Origin of the sequence: Corynebacterium nasorum, from assembly GCF_032821635.1 — a bacterium.
GTDB classification, from domain to species: Bacteria; Actinomycetota; Actinomycetes; order Mycobacteriales; family Mycobacteriaceae; genus Corynebacterium; species Corynebacterium kefirresidentii.
The window spans coordinates 207,434-224,322 of sequence record NZ_JAVBIE010000003.1 but is presented as its reverse complement, the minus strand read 5'-3'; the positions used below and the strand labels follow the sequence as shown (position 1 = coordinate 224,322).

Sequence of the window (16,889 nt, the reverse complement as noted above, 5' to 3'; positions counted from 1 at the left end):
CGCTAAGACGCGCTAACGCCCCCCAACAGCCACTTCCCTAATCCGAGAAATGCGCTGCTGGAGGCGTGTGCGTAGGACGCGCTTTAAACCGCGAAGCCGAGGGCCTGAAGTTGCTCGCGGCCCTCTTCCGTAATCATCTGCGGACCCCATGGCGGCATCCATACCCAGTTGATACGGACGGCATCGGCCAATTTATTGGCCTTGACGATGTCTTCCACCTGCTCAGCAATGACATCGGTCAATGGGCAGGCCGGTGAGGTCAACGTCATATTGATCATGACGATTTCCTTGCCATTGTCCTCTTCGAACCACAGATCATAGACAAGGCCCAAGTCAACAACGTTGATCCCGAGCTCAGGGTCAATGACGTCTCGCATAAATTCGGTGACGTCAAATGCCTTGGAAATCTGCTCTTCGGTTTGCTCCGGTCGCTCGCCGCTGCCGGAGAAAGAGGAATTCTCGTTCTGATAAGGATCTACGGGATCGGTCATCTAGCTCTCCACTTCTGTTAGTGCATCGGCGGAAGCAGCCTGGAAGGCCTTCCATCCGAGGAGCGCACACTTTACGCGCGCTGGGTACTGGGACACTCCGGCGAAGGCTACGCCATCACCGATGAGGTCTTCATCGCCCTCGTCCTGGCCGCGAGAGGTGATCATCTTTTCAAACTCGGCCAGCTTCTCATTGGCTTGCGCGAGCGGTAGCCCAACGATTTCTTCAGCCATAACCGAGGTAGAAGCTTGCGAGATGGAACAGCCTTCCGCGTCATAGGAGACGTCCTCAACGGTCTTGCCGTCATCGGAAAGACGCACGCGCAGGGTCAGCTCATCTCCGCAGGACGGGTTCACATGGTGAACCTCAGCCTGATAAGGCTCCCTCAGTCCGGCGTGCTGCGGGTTCTTGTAGTGGTCCAGGATGACGTCCTGGTACATGGAATCTAGGTTCATGAGGCAACTCCAAAGAATTCGCGGGCGGCCTTGATTGCTTCCACCAGCTTATCTACTTCTTCCTCGGTGTTATAGAGGTAGAAGCTGGCGCGAGCAGTGGATTGTGCCCCGCAGGCGCGGTGCAATGGCCACGCGCAGTGGTGGCCAACGCGAATGGACACGCCGTGGTCATCGAGGACCTGGCCCAAGTCATGCGGGTGAACGCCGTCCACGGTGAAAGAAATGGCACCGCCGCGGTTTTCAGTGGTTTCCGGTCCGATGATGCGCAGTCCCGGGATTTCTTTCAGCTGGCGCAGTGCGCGCTCCGTAAGTTTCTTTTCGTGCGCGTGGATATTATCCATGCCCACTTCTTCCAAAAACTTCACCGCGGCGCCGAGGCCTACTACCTGGCTCGTCATCTGCGTGCCTGCCTCAAAGCGCGTCGGCGGCTCGGCAAAGGTTGTCTGTTCCATCTTGACAATCTCAATCATGGAGCCACCGGTCAAGAAAGGCGGCAGCTTTTTGAGCAGCTCCTCCTTGCCGTAGAGGACACCAACGCCGCTGGGGCCACACATCTTGTGACCGGAAAACGCCGCGAAGTCCACATCCAAGGCGTGGAAATCTACCGCCATGTGCGGCACCGACTGGCAGGCGTCGAGTACAACCATGGCGTCAACCGCGCGGGCGCGGCGTACCAGCTCATCGACATCCGCCACAGCACCGGTCACATTGGACTGATGGGTAAAGGCAACGACCTTGACGGATTCATCGAGTTCGAGCGAATCGAGATCGATGCGACCGTCTTCGGTCATGGAGTACCACTTCAACGTAGCGCCGGTACGAGCGCAAAGCTCCTGCCACGGCACCAAGTTAGCGTGATGCTCCAGTTCGGTGATCACAACGGTATCGCCCTCGCCTACGTAGAGGTCCCCCGCGCGTTCGTCGCTAAGCACATAAGCAACCTCGTTCAGGGCCTCGGTGGCGTTTTTGCTAAAGGCGATTTCATCGCGGTCCGCGCCTACGAACGCGGCGATAGCCTGCCGTGCGGACTCATAGGCATCATCGGCTTCTTCCGCCAACTGGTAGGAACCGCGGTGAACAGGGGCGTTCGTGTGCAACACAAACTCCTCTTCCGCCTTCCACACCGACAGCGGGCGCTGGGAGGTAGCGCCTGAATCCAGATACACCAGAGGCTTATCGCCTCGGACGGTGCGCTGGAGAATCGGGAACTGCTCCCTGATTGCGTTTACATCAAATCCAGACATGAATCTTCTTAGGATAGTCTCGGTTGACCGGCCGGTGGCCGGTTCTTACTTGAGGAACTGGTCGTAGCCGTCAGACTCGAGCTGATCGGCCAATTCGGCGCCACCGGTCTTGATGACGTGGCCATCAGCGAAGACGTGGACAAAGTCCGGCTTCACGTAGTTCAGGATGCGCTTATAGTGGGTAATCATCAAAATGCCACCATTGGTTTCTTTCTGGTAGCTGTTGATGCCCTCAGAAACGATGCGCAAGGCGTCAACGTCCAAGCCGGAGTCCGTCTCATCCATCACTGCGAACTTTGGCTTGAGGATATCCAGCTGCATAACCTCATGGCGCTTCTTCTCGCCACCGGAAAATCCCTCGTTAACGGAGCGAGAGATGAAGGACTTATCGATCTTCAGGTTCTCGCGGGCCTGAGTAAGCTCCTTATTCCATTCACGCAGCTTCGGTGCCTCACCGCGGATGGAGGTGACGGCGGAACGCATGAACTGGGAGACCTTTACGCCCGGGACCTCAGTGGGGTACTGCATTGCCAGGAAAAGGCCGGCACGAGCGCGCTCATCGACGGGCATGTCCAGTAGGTTTTCGCCGTCGAGCAGCACCTCGCCCTCGGTAACCTCATACTTTGGGTGGCCGGCGATGGTGTAGGACAAGGTGGACTTGCCGGAGCCGTTCGGGCCCATGATGGCGTGGATCTCGCCAGAGTTGATCGTCAGGTTGACGCCCTTGAGAATTTCCTTCGGCTCGCCGCCTTCTTCCGTCGGCAGCACTTGAGCGTGGAGGTTCTTAATTTCCAGAGTAGACATAATGTGTGTGGTTTCCTTCTATGAAAGCTTTAGGCGGAGATCTTTTCCAGTTCTTCGGAAATGCGGTCTTCCAATTCCTCAGACAGGGACTGCACCGGGATGCGGTGGATGACCTCATTGAAGAAGCCACGGATGATGAGGCGGCGGGCTTCAGCCTCTGGAATGCCGCGAGACATGAGGTAGAACAACTCAATGTCATCGAAGCGACCAACGGTGGCTGCGTGGCCAGCGCCGGTAATTTCACCAGTCTCAATCTCCAGGTTAGGGATTGCATCCGCGCGAGCGCCCTCGGTCAGGATCAGATTGTTATTGGTCTCGTAGGTATCAGTGCCCTGTGCATTGGAGCGAATGAGAACATCGCCCACCCAGCAGGTGCGGGCCTCATTTTGCTTAGTACCCTGCAGCGCGCCCTTATAAAGAACATGGGAGCGGCAGTTAGGAACGGAGTGATCCACGAGCATGCGGTTCTCAAAGTACTGGCCTTCGTCCGCGAAGTACACGCCCAATAGCTCTGCGTCGCCACCTTGCTCGGTGAAGTTCACGCGCGGCACGATGCGTACTACTTCGCCGCCAAAGATGGCGGAGTTATGGCGTAGCACGGAATCGCGGCCGAGCTGGGCAACGTGGTTGGACAGGTGAACCGCATCGTCTTCCCAGTCAACGTCAACGACAACGGTCAAGTGAGCACCATCGCCCACGATGAACTCGACGTTATCCGCGTGGGTGCCGGAGCCGACATACTTCAAAATGACGGTAGCTTCAGCGTGGTGGCCTACCTCGATGGAGGTGGCGCCAAAGGACGTTACGCCCTCGCCCTTGCCGGTATAGGTAATGACGACGGGTTCTTCGACCTGAGCCTCTGCATCGATGGTGACAACCTGGCCTTCTGGCATGGAGGTCCATGCCTGTGCCGCGACACGATCAGACGGGGTACCTACACGGCCCAATCGTTCATCATCACGAGCGACGGTCTCGGAGCTTACGCCCGGGTGCTCGCTCACGGTGACATCCTGGGCTACAGCCTCAGCAAAGTCGCCATTATGCAGGCCACGGAGCTTGCGCAGGGAAACAAAGCGCCAGACCTCGTCACGGCCGTGCGGCACCGGGAAGTCCTCCACGTTGGTGGAGGTAAAGACATCACCCTTGGTAATCTTATCCGGATTGAATTCGTTCGAAGCGACCATTTTCTTTAGCCGACCGATCCTTCCATTTGCAGTTCGATGAGGCGGTTGAGCTCGAGGGCGTACTCCATCGGCAGCTCCTTAGCAATCGGCTCAACGAAGCCACGCACGATCATCGCCATTGCTTCTTCTTCCGCAATGCCGCGGGACATCAAGTAAAACAACTGCTCCTCAGAAACCTGGGAAACGGTTGCCTCATGGCCCAGCGTGACGTGGTCATTGCGGATGTCGTTATACGGGTATGTATCCGAACGCGAGATATTGTCGACCAACAGTGCATCGCATTCGACATTCGACGTGGAATGGTGCGCGTTCTGATTGACCTGCACCAAGCCGCGGTAAGCGGCGCGACCGCCGGCACGAGCCACCGACTTGGAAACGATATTGGAAGAGGTGTGCGGGGCCATGTGGGTCATCTTGGCACCGGTGTCTTGGAACTGGTCCTCACCAGCAAAGGCAACGGAGAGGACCTCGCCCTTTGCATATGGTCCGGTCATCCACACTGCCGGGTACTTCATCGTGACCTTGGAACCAATATTGCCGTCGACCCATTCCATGGTGCCACCCTCTTCTACCTTGGTGCGCTTGGTCACCAAGTTGTAGACGTTGCTGGACCAGTTCTGAATGGTGGTGTAGCGGCAACGGCCGCCCTTCTTCACGATGATCTCTACTACTGCAGAGTGCAAAGAGTCGGATTTATAGATAGGTGCGGTACAGCCCTCGACGTAGTGCACATAGGCGTCCTCGTCAACGATGATGAGGGTGCGCTCAAACTGACCCATGTTTTCCGTGTTGATGCGGAAATAAGCCTGCAGCGGAATATCCACGTGCACTCCCTTTGGCACGTAAATGAAGGAGCCACCCGACCACACGGCGGAGTTCAGCGCGGAGAACTTATTATCGCCCGCGGGAATGACGGTACCGAAATACTCCTTGAAGAGCTCTGGGTAATCACGCAGCGCGGTGTCGGTATCGACGAAGATAACGCCCTGGCTTTCTAGGTCCTCACGAATCTGGTGGTAGACAACCTCAGACTCGTACTGGGCTGCCACACCTGCAACGAGGCGCTGCTTTTCGGCCTCTGGAATGCCCAACTTATCGTAGGTGGCCTTAATGTCATCCGGGAGGTCTTCCCACGTCTGGGCCTGCTCCTCGGTGGACTTCACGTAGTACTTGATCTGGTCAAAGTCGATGCCAGATAGGTCCGCACCCCACGTGGGGATGGGCTTTTTATCAAAGATATTGAGAGCCTTTAGGCGCTGGTTAAGCATCCATTCTGGCTCGCCCTTCTTGGCGGAAATATCGCGTACTACATCTTCGTTTAAGCCGCGGCGAGCAGAAGCACCAGCCGCGTCCGAGTCGTGCCAGCCGTACTCATATGCACCAATGGAATCAATGATTTCATCATCGGTCATCTTGTTATCGGGTGCCGATTGTGCCTGGGTCATGACTCGCTCCTTTCAGTATTTGTATTAACGGGTGTCAAGGGGATGTTAGTGGTACAGATTCCGTGACCTCCAGCAATGGAAGCCAAAGGCTGTACGTGTTTGCCTAATAAAGCAGAAAAGACTTCCTGTTCCGCCTCACACAGCTCTGGATGCTCGGCCGCCACGTGGGAGACCGGACAATGGTGCTGACAGATCTGCACTCCCTGGCCGGCGCGGTCCACCGTGGCGGCATACCCGTGCTCATCCAGCACCTCGGCCAGCTTGCGAGCCACGTCTTCAACAGACTCGCCCTCTTCTATCAGAGGCCGAACATCTGCCACGAGGCGCTCAAAGCGGACTTTGGCAAAGTGTTTGACGGCCTCAGACCCGCCGACCGCGCGTAACGCTGTCAGGGCCTCTGAGGCCAGATCATCATAAGCGTGACCGAATTGTGCGCGGCCACGATCGGTGAGGCGGAAGTATTTGGCTGGTCGCCCGCGACCAGAACCGCTGCCCGCAGAGCCGCGGGTAGCGGGTCGGCGGCGCACGACCTCCGTCAGTTCCTCTTCCACCAAGTTGTCTAAGTGCCGGCGAATTCCGGCAGCAGAAAGGCCAAGGCGTTCACCCAAGTGGGAAGCGGTAACGGGCCCGTCTTTCAACAGCAACAGCATAACTTGACGGCGGGTATCACCATCCGTGGTGCGGGATTCCTTCGCCGGCTTCGGCGTAGCCACACTACGTTGCGGACTGCTCATGCTGGGACCTCCCTTCGCGCTTCAGACACTTACTGCCGCCCCGCAACGTCCTCCCGTAGCTCCGGGATGCTCGCCGCAGTTCAACAGCGCCTTCAATATTAGACAACACTAGTGTTCCTTAATTCATTCCGGAATGCCACCATTGGCCAAACTTCGGCGTGGCACGGGGGTGGCAACACTCCCCTAACGGCCCGACTCGACCGTGCTGCCGACGATGTGGGCGGGCCCGCTGGGGTTTAAGCAATTGATTCGCGTAAAGTCATATGCCATGACAGGCAAAATCCGCGGCTTATTTTCTGGCGTGAAGGCAGAGCTGCCGCAGCTGGGTACCGCTGGTTCCCGGTCGGCACGGTTACACGCCGAAGACACGGGGGCCGCCGAACCCGATTCTCGGTTTGATTTTGTCCCCGCCAATGCGGATGGCCTCAAGCGCACCACCACAGCACAGTGGCGGACATTTTTCATTCTGCGCTGGGTAGGCACGGTAGGCTCCCTGCTCATTGCGTTCGGCGCCCTAGGCGCCGGCGCACTCCCCGTGGTGGGCAATCCCTACGACAACGTGCCCTTCGGCTCCTTGATGTCCCGCATGCTGCAAACTTCCTCCGCCATAGTAATGGTGGGAGTAGGCCTATTGGTCTCCGCTTGGGTGTTCCTCGCCCCCTTTGTCGGAACCCCCTTGCGCCAACCTCAGGACAAGGCCACCGCCCCAGCGGGTGCTCGCCGTCTGGTGACCACGCATCAACTGTGGCAAACCTGGGCGGGGTGGGTCATCCCGTTGATTTTTACCGCCCCGCTATTCACCCAAGATATCTACTCCTACTTGGCTAATGGTTCCATCGTGGCACAGGGCATGGATCCATATTCTGCCGGGCCCGTTCAATTGCTAGGGGCAGGTAATAAGCTCGCCCGCTCCGTGCCGTTTATCTGGGCTAATTCCCCTTCCCCTTATGGCCCGGTAGCACTCGGCCTCGCAGCTGTGGTCAGCGCGGTTACTTCTAACTCCATCCTCTTGGGCGTTATCACCCATCGCCTATTGTCCATCGCCGGGATTATTGTTGCTGGTTGGGCCATAAGCTGTCTCGCGCAGCGCTGCCGGGTATCTCCAGAATCTGCACTGTGGCTCGGCATCCTCAACCCGCTGACCATCTTGCATCTAGTGGGCGGAATCCATAATGAGTCCATCATGTTGGGTTTGCTATTGGTGGGCATGGAACTGGGTCTCCGCGGCGTCGACAAGCTGGATGCCTCCCGACGCAGTGCCTACCTAGCCCTGGTAGCTTCCGGTTTTTGCCTTTCCTGTGCCGGAATGGTCAAGGTTACTGGCTTTATTGGGCTGGGCTTTGTGGGCATGGCCTACGCTCGCCGCCTCATCAACGCACACGGTACGGCACGCTGGAAGGCCCTGGCCTACGCCATCGCTTTGCAAATAATCGTTTTAGTAGCAACCGTTGCTCTTATTAGCGTCTGCACCGGCATTAGCTTGGGGTGGATTACCGGGCAAGGCGGGGCGGCGTCCATTCGCTCGTGGCTTTCTACGTCCACCGCCGTAGGCGTAGGTACCGGTTTTATCGGAATGCTCCTAGGCCTTGGCGACCACACCGAAGCCATTCTCACAGTCACCCGCACCTTTGGTGTTCTCGTGGCGGTAGCCTTCATGGCCCGCATGCTCTTTGCCACCTTGCGCGGCCACATCCACCCCGTGGGAGGACTCGGCATCGCCTCTTTAGTACTGGTTATCTTTTTCCCCGTCGTCCATCCGTGGTACATCCTATGGGCCGTACTACCTTTGGCCGCGTGGGCTAATAGGCTCATTTTCCGCTTCAGCGTCGTAGCCTATTCCGCAGCGATGAGCTTCTTTGTGCTGCCGCGCGGTCTCGGCCTTCCCCCCAGCACCATCATTGTGGTCTACGTGTCAGCCGCCTGTGCCTTCACTGCTATCGCCACCCTGTGGTGGGTTGCAGTGCGGCGCAGCGGAATCCGTGTCCTAAACTAATGCCACGTGAATTCCATTTCAGCCGACCGCCCAGCCCTAACCTTGGACAACGTGGTGAAGAAGTTTGGCTCCACCACTGCCGTAAATGGCCTTAGCCTCAGCGTTGCCCAGGGCGAGGTCTTTTGTCTCCTTGGCCCCAATGGTGCCGGAAAGTCCACGACGATTGAAATGTCAGAGGGCTTTCTCCATCCCACCAGCGGCACCATCGACGTCCTAGGGCTAAACCCAAGTACCGAACCAGATAGGGTGCGAGAAAAGGTCGGTATCATGCTCCAAGGCGGCGGTTCCTATTCCGGCATCCGCGTGCTAGAAATGCTGGAGCTTTCTGCCCGATACAGCGCCCGGCCTCTCTCCCCGCAGTGGCTACTAGAAACGTTGGGGCTTGAGGGGGTGGCTCGCACCCCTTATCGCAGGCTATCTGGAGGACAACAGCAACGCCTGTCCCTCGCCTTGGCTATCATCGGACGACCCGAGTTGGTTTTTCTGGATGAACCTACGGCAGGCATGGATGCACAATCCCGGTTGGCGGTCTGGGACCTAGTCCGAGCCCTGCAGCGGGATGGCGTAACCATCGTTCTAACCACCCACCTGATGGATGAGGCGGAGTCGCTGGCAGACCGCTTGGCCATCATGGATCATGGTCAGCTGGTAGCTCACGGCACCCCCGCAGAACTTACCGCCCAGACGGAATCGGCAGGGCTTAATTTCAGCACCGACATCGACGTAGATATGGAGGCCCTAGCTGCGGCGGGGATTAATGCCACCAAATCCCGTCCCCTGCATTACCGCTTGAGCCAAGCCGGCACTCCCGAGACCATCGCCACGCTCAGCGCTGAGCTCGCCCGCCAAGGAGTCTTACTGCGGTACTTAGATGCGGCCCACCGCAATCTGGAAGAGGTATTCCTTGACCTCACGGGCCGCCACTTGCGCAGCTAGCTGCAATCCCATCTTGGGAAAATATTCAATTCATTGTGTCGAGGAAAGAAGCCATTTATGAGCACCACCTTTAAACCCGGGACCTTTACTCCCGCCCCCAAGCGGACCAGCGCCGGCGCTATGCTGCTCGCGCAAGGCACGATGGAAGCTAAGCTCATGCTGCGCCACGGCGAGCAGCAACTGCTCAGCGTCATCATTCCACTGGCCATCCTCATTGGTGCGGCCCACTTGGAGTCCGTTACCAAGCACGGCCTGCACGAGGTTTTCCCCATGGTGCTTGCAGTTGCGGCCACCTCTGCGGGCTTTACCGGTCAAGCTATTTCACTTGCCTTTGACCGACGATACGGGGCCCTCAAGCGCACCGGGGCATCCGGGGTGCCGGCGTGGGCCATTATCGGCGGCAAAATCCTCGGCGTGCTCACGATGGTGGTATTCCAAATCCTTGTCTTGGGTATAGCCGCCTTCATTTTGGGTCTGCGTATCAGCGCGGGTGGGGTGTTGCTCATGCTCCTCTCCCTTTTCTTTGGCGTCGCGGCTTTTACCGCCATGGGGCTACTGCTTGGCGGCACGCTTAGTTCAGAGATGGTGCTCGCGCTGGCCAACCTCATCTGGTTCCTGCTCCTCGGCGTGGTCGGGTGGACCCTATACTCCCAGGGATTGGGCGATAATGGCATCCTCAACGTGGTCCCCACCGTCGCTCTGGCAGGCGCACTTACCGACGCCTCCAATTCCACCTTCCCCGGCCTCGAACTTATTTCCTTGGTAGCTTGGCTCGCCGTGGCGTCGTTCGCAGCGGTCCGTTGGTTCCGCTTCGAGGGCTAAATGTGACTTTTGTCCGGTTCCGCCCGAAACAAGAGGAATTTTTATGCCCAAAATCTCCCGACTAGTAGGATGCTATGCGTGAATTACTGGACAAAAATCAAGCGCTTCTTTAAAGAAGCCGCCCCTACGCTGCAGCAACAGCGCCTCATCGCGCTCATCCTTCTCTTATGCCAGGGTGGCATTACCGTGTCTGGGTCCATTGTCCGCGTGACCGGCTCGGGACTCGGCTGCCCTACCTGGCCCGAGTGCCAGCCTGGCTCCCTTGTCCCCATGGAAGGCGCCGCTCCTGCACTGCACCAGGCCATCGAGTTTGGTAACCGCCTGCTCACGTTCGTCGTCACCGCTGCGGCGGTAGCCGCCGTCATCGCCATGCGCATGGCACGTCGGCGCACAGAGCTTAAGGTGTATGCATGGCTCAATGTCGCTGGCATTGTGCTGCAGGCGGTCATTGGCGGAATTTCTGTCCATCTCGACCTGCGCTGGTGGTCTGTAGCACTGCACTTCCTGCCATCAATGCTCTTGGTATGGCTGGCGGCAATGCTCTATTCCCGCATCTTGGAACCCGATGACGGAACGCCACGAGCACGATTCCCCCAGGCGATTCGCTTGCTCGCTGCAGTCGCAACAATTGCCCTCAGCATTGTTCTTATCACCGGCACTATGGTTACCGGTTCGGGCGTCCACTCTGGCGATTCCGGGGTCGGAATGGAAGGCCGCTTGCAGGTGGATACCGAAGCCATGGCCGTCACCCACGCCATGTGCATGTACGTCTACCTGACGCTTACCGTTATTACCATCTTCCTGCTCTATAAGAACCGTGCCCCACAGGACGCGAAGAAGGCGGGCTGGGTCCTCATCGCCTGCATCCTTATCCAGTGGGCCGTAGGCGTCTACCAGTTCTATATGAGCATTCCGCGCTGGACTGTTCCTTTCCACATTGGGCTATCCTCCTTTGTCACGGCCTATACCGCACTACTGTGGGCACACGGCGTACGCCGTACCGATGGCACCGCGGATCTCATCACCGGCTCCCCTAGCGGCGATGAAAAGTACGCCGCACGCCAAGCCTCGCTAGAAGCAGCACGCGCGACGGCTTAACACGCAGCGCAACCAGCCGGCCGAAGTCCTGCACTCGGCCGGCTTTTTGCGCTAGCCTGGCTATATGCACGCAATTCAGGTCACAGAAACCGGCGGACCAGAAGTACTTCGCTATACCGAAGTTCCCGCCCCCACCCCGAATGACGATGAGGTCTTGGTAGACGTCATCATGGCCGGCGTCAACTACATCGATACCTATTACCGTGAGGGTATCTATAATGCGACCGCCCCTTTCATTCCCGGATTCGAAGGTACTGGGCGAGTCGTCCACGACCCAAAGGGAGAAATTGCGGAAGGCACAATGGTGGCGTGGAACCAGGCCTTCGGCTCCTACGCCGAGAAGGTCTGCGTCCCGCGCGAGGGACTGGTGGCAGTCCCAGACGATTTCCAACCTGAGGTTGCAGCATCCATGTTGCTCCAAGGCATTACCGCGCACTATCTGGCGCACGGGGTCTATCAATTGGGCGAAGGTGCTTCTTGCCTGATTACCGCCGGTGCCGGCGGCGTGGGGCAAATCCTCACCCAGATGGCATCGTCGCTAGGCGCTACCGTTTATACCCTCGTGTCCACGGACGAAAAGGAAGAACTATCCTACGCGGCCGGGGCGGATAAGGTTTTTCGCTACGGCGAGGGACTCGCCGAGCAAGTTCGCCGCTACAACAGTGACAAGGGCGTCGACGTGGTTTATGACGGCGTCGGCAAAGCTACCTTCCAGGAATCGCTAGAGGCAGTACGTCCACGCGGCACCGTCGCGCTTTTTGGTGCCGCCTCTGGTCCGGTTGAGCCTATCGACCCACAGCTGCTGAACAAGCATGGGTCCATCTTCCTGACGCGGCCTTCCATCGGCGCATGGACGGCACAAGAGGGCGAGTTTCAAATGCGCGCCCAAGCAGTCGTCCAAGCTGTCATGGACGGCGACCTACGCTTTAACGTCACGGCCTCCTATCCTTTGGCAGAAGCCGCTGCGGCTCACCGCGACTTGCAGGATCGCAAGACTACCGGCTCCATCGTTCTGCGCGTCCAAGACGCCGACGGAGACGAGGACTAGCCCCACCTACACCTAGAGCGCGGGAGAAAAGCAGCATTGCTTCTCCCGCGCTCTTTTTGCCCTGCTCTTGGAATGGGGCGCAGTTAGAATAACGTGGCCGACCAACCCAGCATCCGGCCTAAGGGCTCCCAGCCTAAGACTGCGTCGATGGACAAACCGATAAAGAGCACCGAAAGGTAGTTATTGGAGTAGATGAACAAGCGCATCGGCTTAACCTTGGCGCCGTTTTTCACTCCCTTATGCAAACGGATAGCCATCCACAGAAATACCGCGCCCGAAGCAACCGCTGCGACCAAGTAGATCCACGAAGCTGCGGGGACGATGAGTAGGGTCACGATAACCGTTCCAACGGTGTACCACACGATCTGGCGAGTGACTTCTGCTTCGCCCGCCACCACAGGCAGCATCGGCACGCCGGCTTTTCGGTAGTCTTCTTTGTACTTCATGGCCAGCGCCCACGTGTGCGGCGGGGTCCAGAAGAAGATGATGAGGAAGAGCACCACTGCCTGCCACCAGCGGTCAGGCTCTCCGGCTGGGGCATTATCCCGAATTACGGCCCAGCCAACCATGGCCGGCATACAGCCTGCGAGGCCGCCCCAGACGATGTTTTGCGCATTGCGCATCTTCAAAAACTTGGTGTAGACGAAGACATAGAAGAAGTTCGTCAACACGACGAAGAAAGCTGCGAGCCAAGAATGGGCAAGGAGGCCCAGCCACAGCACGGAAATAATAAGCATTACCCAGGCAAAAATGGCTGCGTTCCGCTTCGAAATCTTCGCTCTTACGAGCGGACGAGCCCTCGTGCGCTGCATCTTTTGATCCAACTCGTAGTCCACGACGTTATTGAACGTGTGGGCGGCGCCAGCGCCCAACCAGCCGCCGAAAATGGTCGACACGATGAGCCAAATATTGTCTGACACAGCCTCCACGCCGCGCTGCGCTTGGAGCATCGCCGGGATTGCGGCCACGAGGAGGAGCTCAATGATCCTCGGTTTCGTTAGCGCAAAATAGGCCTTGATGGTCTCCAAGGAATTCCTCCACTATCTGAACGTTGGTGAACTGTGCCTCGCGCATCTCCTGCGCGCGGTCACCCCTAGCGGTCGCACATGCCCGTGAAAAAGTTCCAGTTCTCTCACTCACATTTTTCGGCGCAGGCGCGAGAGGTTACAGACCCATGTCCGCTAGATTTGGCACACGCTTTTGCGTGCTCGCGTGCACCGCTTAGCCATGCCAGCATACCGGTTATGCCTGGCTTTCTATAATTGCGCACCGCCGGCTAAAAAATTACTAGACTTAATAAAGTTAAGTACTTTTTGCCTAGACGTAAGCGAGGCTTTTCGTGTCGAAAGATAAGTTGTCCCCAGAGCTCCAAACTATGGTTGAGCGCCGTTATCCGGAGGATTGGTCGGAGCTTGACACCCGCGCTATCGACACCGTGCGAGTACTAGCCGCCGACGCGGTACAAAAGTGCGGTTCCGGTCACCCCGGCACGGCAATGTCACTCGCTCCCCTCGCCTACACGCTCTACCAGCGGGTCATTAATCACGATCCCGCTGACGTGCACTGGGCCGGCCGTGACCGCTTCGTACTTTCGGTTGGCCACTCTTCCCTTACCCAGTACATCCAGCTCTACTTGGGCGGCTTTGGCTTGGAAATGGAAGACCTCGAGCAGCTGCGCACGTGGGGGTCACGCACCCCAGGCCACCCCGAGGTCCACCACACCGACGGTGTTGAAATCACCACTGGCCCCCTCGGCCAAGGTCTAGCGTCCTCCGTTGGAATGGCCATGGCGGCGCGTAAGGAGCGCGGCCTTTTCGATCCAGAAGCCCCTGCTGGTGAATCCCCCTTCGATCACTACATCTACACCATCGCCTCCGATGGCGACCTACAAGAAGGCGTTACCGCGGAGGCTTCTTCTCTGGCTGGCACGCAAAAGCTGGGCAACTTGATCGTCTTCTGGGACGATAACCGAATCTCTATTGAAGACGATACAAATATTGCCTTCAATGAAGATGTGGTGGCCCGATATGAGGCCTACGGCTGGCACGTCCAAACGGTGCAATCTGGAGAAGATGTCGTAGCCATTGAGGCTGCTGTCAAGGCTGCTCAAGCAGAAACCGATCGTCCGTCCTTCATCCGCGTAAAGACGGTTATCGGCTACCCTGCCCCGAATAAGATGAATACCGGCGGTGTCCACGGTGCTGCGTTGGGCGATGACGAGGTAGCTGCCACCAAGGAAGTCTTGGGCTTTGATCCGGAGCGCAGCTTCCACATCGATGATGAGGTCATTGCGCACACCCGCATGTTGCGCGAGCGCGGCGCAGAAAAACACTCTGCGTGGCAAGAAAAGTTCGACGCATGGGCTGCAGCTAATCCGGAGAATAAGGCACTTTTTGACCGCATGAATGCGCGCGAATTGCCGCAAGACTTCAGTGCTGATCTACCGGAATGGGAACCAGGCGAAACTTTGGCCACCCGCAAGGCTTCTGAAGCCGCCATCCAGGCCTTGGCTGCTTCTCTGCCGGAGATGTGGGGCGGTTCTGCCGACCTTGCCGGTTCTAATAACACCGTGATCAAGGGCGCGGATTCCTTCGGCCCCGCGGCCATTACTACCGATATGTGGTCGGCTCAACCCTATGGCCGCAACCTGCACTTCGGTATTCGCGAGCACGCAATGTCTGCGATTATGAACGGTATTGCTCTGCACGGTAATACCCGCGTCTACGGCGGCACCTTCCTTATCTTCTCCGAGTACCAGTACCCGGCTGTGCGCTTGGGTTCCCTGATGTCGACCGATACCTACTACGTGTGGACCCATGACTCCATCGGTTTGGGCGAAGATGGCCCTACCCACCAGCCAGTAGAGACTCTTTCTGCCCTGCGTGCCATTCCCAACCTGTCCGTTATCCGCCCTGCGGATGCCAACGAGACTGCACAGGCATGGGCGGCAGCCCTTGAGTACAAGGCCGCGCCTAAGGGCCTGGCGCTGAGCCGCCAGGGACTACCAGTGCTGGAAGGCACCAAGGAAAAGGCGCATGACGGCGTCCGCCGCGGTGCCTATGTTCTGGTGGAAAAGTCCAAGGAGACACCAGAGGTCATCCTTCTTGCTACAGGCTCTGAGGTGCAGCTCGCTGTCGCTGCCGCGAAGGAGCTAGAGGCAGCTGGAACGGCGACCCGCGTTGTGTCCGCACCCTGCCTCGAGTGGTTTGATGAGCAGGATGACGCTTACCGCGAATCTGTGCTCCCCAGCAAGGTGCAGGCGCGCGTTTCTATTGAGGCCGGTATTGCAATGCCATGGCATAAGTACACCGGTTCCTTTGGCCGCAGCATCTCCATTGAGCACTACGGCGCATCTGCTCCTGCAGGCGAGCTCTTTGAAAAGTTTGGATTCACCACTGCAGCGGTAGTTGAGGCGGCACAGGAGTCCCTAGCCGCCGCGAATAAGTAACCCCTAACAGGACTGGATAAGGATAAAGCATGAACCATATCTCGGAACTTGCCCAGCTGGGAACCTCGACCTGGCTTGATGATCTTTCTCGCGAGCGTCTCGTTTCCGGCAACCTCAAGGAAATCATTTCGACCAAGTCCATTGTGGGCGTGACCACCAACCCAGCGATTTTCGCTGCGGCGATGACCAATGGCACCGCTTACGACGCCGAGCTGGCAACGCTAAAGGAGTCAAAGGCCAGCGCCGATGAAGCGGTATACGCCCTTGCCATTGAAGACGTTCAAAATGCGTGTGACCTCTTTGCGGATATTTACTCCTCCACTGATGGGGCAGATGGCCGTGTATCCATTGAGGTCGATCCGCGAATTTCGGATGACCCTACCGCCACACTCGAACAGGCCCGTGAGCTGTGGTCGAAGGTCGATCGCCCTAATGTCATGATCAAGATTCCAGCCACCACCGGCTCCCTCCCAGCAATTGAGGATGCCCTGGCGGAAGGTATCAGTGTCAATGTCACCCTCATTTTCTCTGTGGAACGCTACCGCGCTGTCATCGAGTCCTTCCGTACCGGTCTCAAGCGTGCCGCCGAGTCCGGAAAGGACGTCGCAACTATCCACTCCGTAGCGTCCTTCTTCGTTTCCCGTTTGGATACCGAAGTAGACAAGCGCTTGGAGGCCATTGGCAGCGAGCAAGCTCTAGCACTGCGGGGCAAGGCGGGCGTCGCCAATGCACAGCGCGCCTATGCCCTCTTCCAGGACACTTTGCTTGACGACGCCGACTTGCCAGAAGGCTCCCACCTTCAGCGTCCATTGTGGGCTTCGACCGGTGTGAAAAATCCCGATTACCCAGCCACCTTGTACGTATCTGAGCTAGCCGGTCCGCATACGGTCAACACCATGCCGGAAAAGACCATCGATTCGGTTCTCGACCAAGGCAATCTTCACGGAGATGCCCTATCGGACAGCCGCGAGACGGCAGAAGGCGTCTTTGCCCAGCTAAACGAGGTTGGCATTGATTTCGACGATGTCTTTGCCGTGCTAGAGCGCGAGGGAGTAGAAAAGTTTGTTGCCGCTTGGAATGAACTACTTGCTTCCATCGAGGAACGACTCGCGTAAACTAGCCGTGTGACTTGTGCCCCGCCGAAGATTCGGCGGGGCATTCTGCCGCTAGAATATTAGCGAGCTAAAGG

General features: G+C 57.8%; 15 protein-coding genes. 7 read left to right on the top strand and 8 right to left on the bottom strand.

Going from position 1 to position 16,889, the window contains the following annotated elements:
- Window positions 1-83: 83 nt before the first annotated feature.
- Genes RAE07_RS04415 through RAE07_RS04385 form a run of 7 tightly spaced genes read right to left on the bottom strand, consistent with a single transcriptional unit; the run spans window position 84 to window position 6,355 of the window.
- Window positions 84-491: a metal-sulfur cluster assembly factor gene (locus RAE07_RS04415; protein ID WP_023021516.1), complete on the bottom strand. Its 408-nt coding sequence runs from the start codon at window positions 489-491 to the stop codon at window positions 84-86.
- On the bottom strand, window positions 492-944 hold the full coding sequence (gene sufU / locus RAE07_RS04410) for a Fe-S cluster assembly sulfur transfer protein SufU (protein WP_023021515.1): 453 nt from the start codon (window positions 942-944) through the stop codon (window positions 492-494).
- Window positions 941-2,188, bottom strand: a complete 1,248-nt coding sequence (locus RAE07_RS04405) for a cysteine desulfurase (protein ID WP_049378170.1) — start codon at window positions 2,186-2,188, stop codon at window positions 941-943. The genes sufU and RAE07_RS04405 overlap by 4 nt, the downstream gene beginning before the upstream one ends.
- Before the next feature lie 45 nt (window positions 2,189-2,233).
- Entirely contained in the window at window positions 2,234-2,992 is a 759-nt protein-coding gene (gene sufC, locus RAE07_RS04400; RefSeq protein WP_023021513.1) for a Fe-S cluster assembly ATPase SufC, read from the bottom strand.
- 29 nt (window positions 2,993-3,021) lie between these two features.
- The gene (gene sufD, locus RAE07_RS04395) at window positions 3,022-4,176 is read right to left on the bottom strand and encodes a Fe-S cluster assembly protein SufD (RefSeq protein ID WP_308767325.1); all 1,155 of its coding nucleotides are present in this window, start codon (window positions 4,174-4,176) and stop codon (window positions 3,022-3,024) included.
- Between the two features lie 5 nt (window positions 4,177-4,181).
- Window positions 4,182-5,621 carry a Fe-S cluster assembly protein SufB gene (gene sufB, locus RAE07_RS04390; protein ID WP_023021511.1) on the bottom strand — a complete coding sequence of 480 codons (1,440 nt, stop codon included), beginning with the start codon at window positions 5,619-5,621 and terminating at the stop codon, window positions 4,182-4,184.
- Window positions 5,618-6,355 (bottom strand): helix-turn-helix transcriptional regulator, encoded by a 738-nt coding sequence (locus RAE07_RS04385; RefSeq protein ID WP_023021510.1) that lies wholly within the window; start codon window positions 6,353-6,355, stop codon window positions 5,618-5,620. The genes sufB and RAE07_RS04385 overlap by 4 nt, the downstream gene beginning before the upstream one ends.
- 268 nt (window positions 6,356-6,623) lie before the next feature.
- Between RAE07_RS04385 and mptB the strand changes: the two genes are divergently transcribed.
- From mptB to RAE07_RS04360, 5 genes are all read left to right on the top strand, one after another.
- Window positions 6,624-8,348: a polyprenol phosphomannose-dependent alpha 1,6 mannosyltransferase MptB gene (gene mptB, locus RAE07_RS04380; RefSeq protein ID WP_284835353.1), complete on the top strand. Its 1,725-nt coding sequence runs from the start codon at window positions 6,624-6,626 to the stop codon at window positions 8,346-8,348.
- A gap of 6 nt (window positions 8,349-8,354) precedes the next feature.
- Window positions 8,355-9,284, top strand: a complete 930-nt coding sequence (locus RAE07_RS04375; RefSeq protein ID WP_023021508.1) for an ABC transporter ATP-binding protein — start codon at window positions 8,355-8,357, stop codon at window positions 9,282-9,284.
- A 57-nt stretch (window positions 9,285-9,341) separates the two neighbouring features.
- The gene (locus RAE07_RS04370) at window positions 9,342-10,106 is read left to right on the top strand and encodes an ABC transporter permease (protein WP_239204004.1); all 765 of its coding nucleotides are present in this window, start codon (window positions 9,342-9,344) and stop codon (window positions 10,104-10,106) included.
- Window positions 10,107-10,175: 69 nt separating this feature from the next.
- Window positions 10,176-11,204, top strand: coding sequence for a COX15/CtaA family protein (locus RAE07_RS04365; RefSeq protein WP_034655361.1), 1,029 nt, complete (start codon window positions 10,176-10,178; stop codon window positions 11,202-11,204).
- A gap of 64 nt (window positions 11,205-11,268) precedes the next feature.
- A complete protein-coding gene (locus RAE07_RS04360) occupies window positions 11,269-12,252 on the top strand; it encodes a quinone oxidoreductase family protein (RefSeq protein ID WP_259824556.1) in 984 nt (327 codons plus the stop codon).
- An 83-nt stretch (window positions 12,253-12,335) separates the two neighbouring features.
- Here the strand turns inward: RAE07_RS04360 and RAE07_RS04355 are convergent, their stop codons facing one another.
- Window positions 12,336-13,280 carry a heme o synthase gene (locus RAE07_RS04355; RefSeq protein WP_023021504.1) on the bottom strand — a complete coding sequence of 315 codons (945 nt, stop codon included), beginning with the start codon at window positions 13,278-13,280 and terminating at the stop codon, window positions 12,336-12,338.
- A 347-nt stretch (window positions 13,281-13,627) separates the two neighbouring features.
- On the opposite strand from RAE07_RS04355, the gene tkt reads away from it, so the two are divergent.
- Together tkt and tal are read left to right on the top strand one after the other, a co-directional pair.
- Window positions 13,628-15,700 carry a transketolase gene (tkt, locus tag RAE07_RS04350; RefSeq protein WP_198010472.1) on the top strand — a complete coding sequence of 691 codons (2,073 nt, stop codon included), beginning with the start codon at window positions 13,628-13,630 and terminating at the stop codon, window positions 15,698-15,700.
- 29 nt (window positions 15,701-15,729) lie between these two features.
- Window positions 15,730-16,815 carry a transaldolase gene (gene tal / locus RAE07_RS04345; RefSeq protein ID WP_023021502.1) on the top strand — a complete coding sequence of 362 codons (1,086 nt, stop codon included), beginning with the start codon at window positions 15,730-15,732 and terminating at the stop codon, window positions 16,813-16,815.
- The last annotated feature ends 74 nt before the right edge of the window (window positions 16,816-16,889 follow it).

Bases quoted from the DNA above. Each gene is read 5' to 3' on its own strand.
- RAE07_RS04415 (WP_023021516.1), bottom strand. From the start codon at position 491: ATGACCGATCCCGTAGATCCTTATCAGAACGAGAATTCCTCTTTCTCC.
- sufU (WP_023021515.1), bottom strand. From the start codon at position 944: ATGAACCTAGATTCCATGTACCAGGACGTCATCCTGGACCACTACAAG.
- RAE07_RS04405 (WP_049378170.1), bottom strand. From the start codon at position 2,188: ATGTCTGGATTTGATGTAAACGCAATCAGGGAGCAGTTCCCGATTCTC.
- sufC (WP_023021513.1), bottom strand. From the start codon at position 2,992: ATGTCTACTCTGGAAATTAAGAACCTCCACGCTCAAGTGCTGCCGACG.
- sufD (WP_308767325.1), bottom strand. From the start codon at position 4,176: ATGGTCGCTTCGAACGAATTCAATCCGGATAAGATTACCAAGGGTGAT.
- sufB (WP_023021511.1), bottom strand. From the start codon at position 5,621: ATGACCCAGGCACAATCGGCACCCGATAACAAGATGACCGATGATGAA.
- RAE07_RS04385 (WP_023021510.1), bottom strand. From the start codon at position 6,355: ATGAGCAGTCCGCAACGTAGTGTGGCTACGCCGAAGCCGGCGAAGGAA.
- mptB (WP_284835353.1), top strand. From the start codon at position 6,624: ATGACAGGCAAAATCCGCGGCTTATTTTCTGGCGTGAAGGCAGAGCTG.
- RAE07_RS04370 (WP_239204004.1), top strand. From the start codon at position 9,342: ATGAGCACCACCTTTAAACCCGGGACCTTTACTCCCGCCCCCAAGCGG.
- RAE07_RS04365 (WP_034655361.1), top strand. From the start codon at position 10,176: ATGCTATGCGTGAATTACTGGACAAAAATCAAGCGCTTCTTTAAAGAA.
- RAE07_RS04360 (WP_259824556.1), top strand. From the start codon at position 11,269: ATGCACGCAATTCAGGTCACAGAAACCGGCGGACCAGAAGTACTTCGC.
- tkt (WP_198010472.1), top strand. From the start codon at position 13,628: ATGGTTGAGCGCCGTTATCCGGAGGATTGGTCGGAGCTTGACACCCGC.
- tal (WP_023021502.1), top strand. From the start codon at position 15,730: ATGAACCATATCTCGGAACTTGCCCAGCTGGGAACCTCGACCTGGCTT.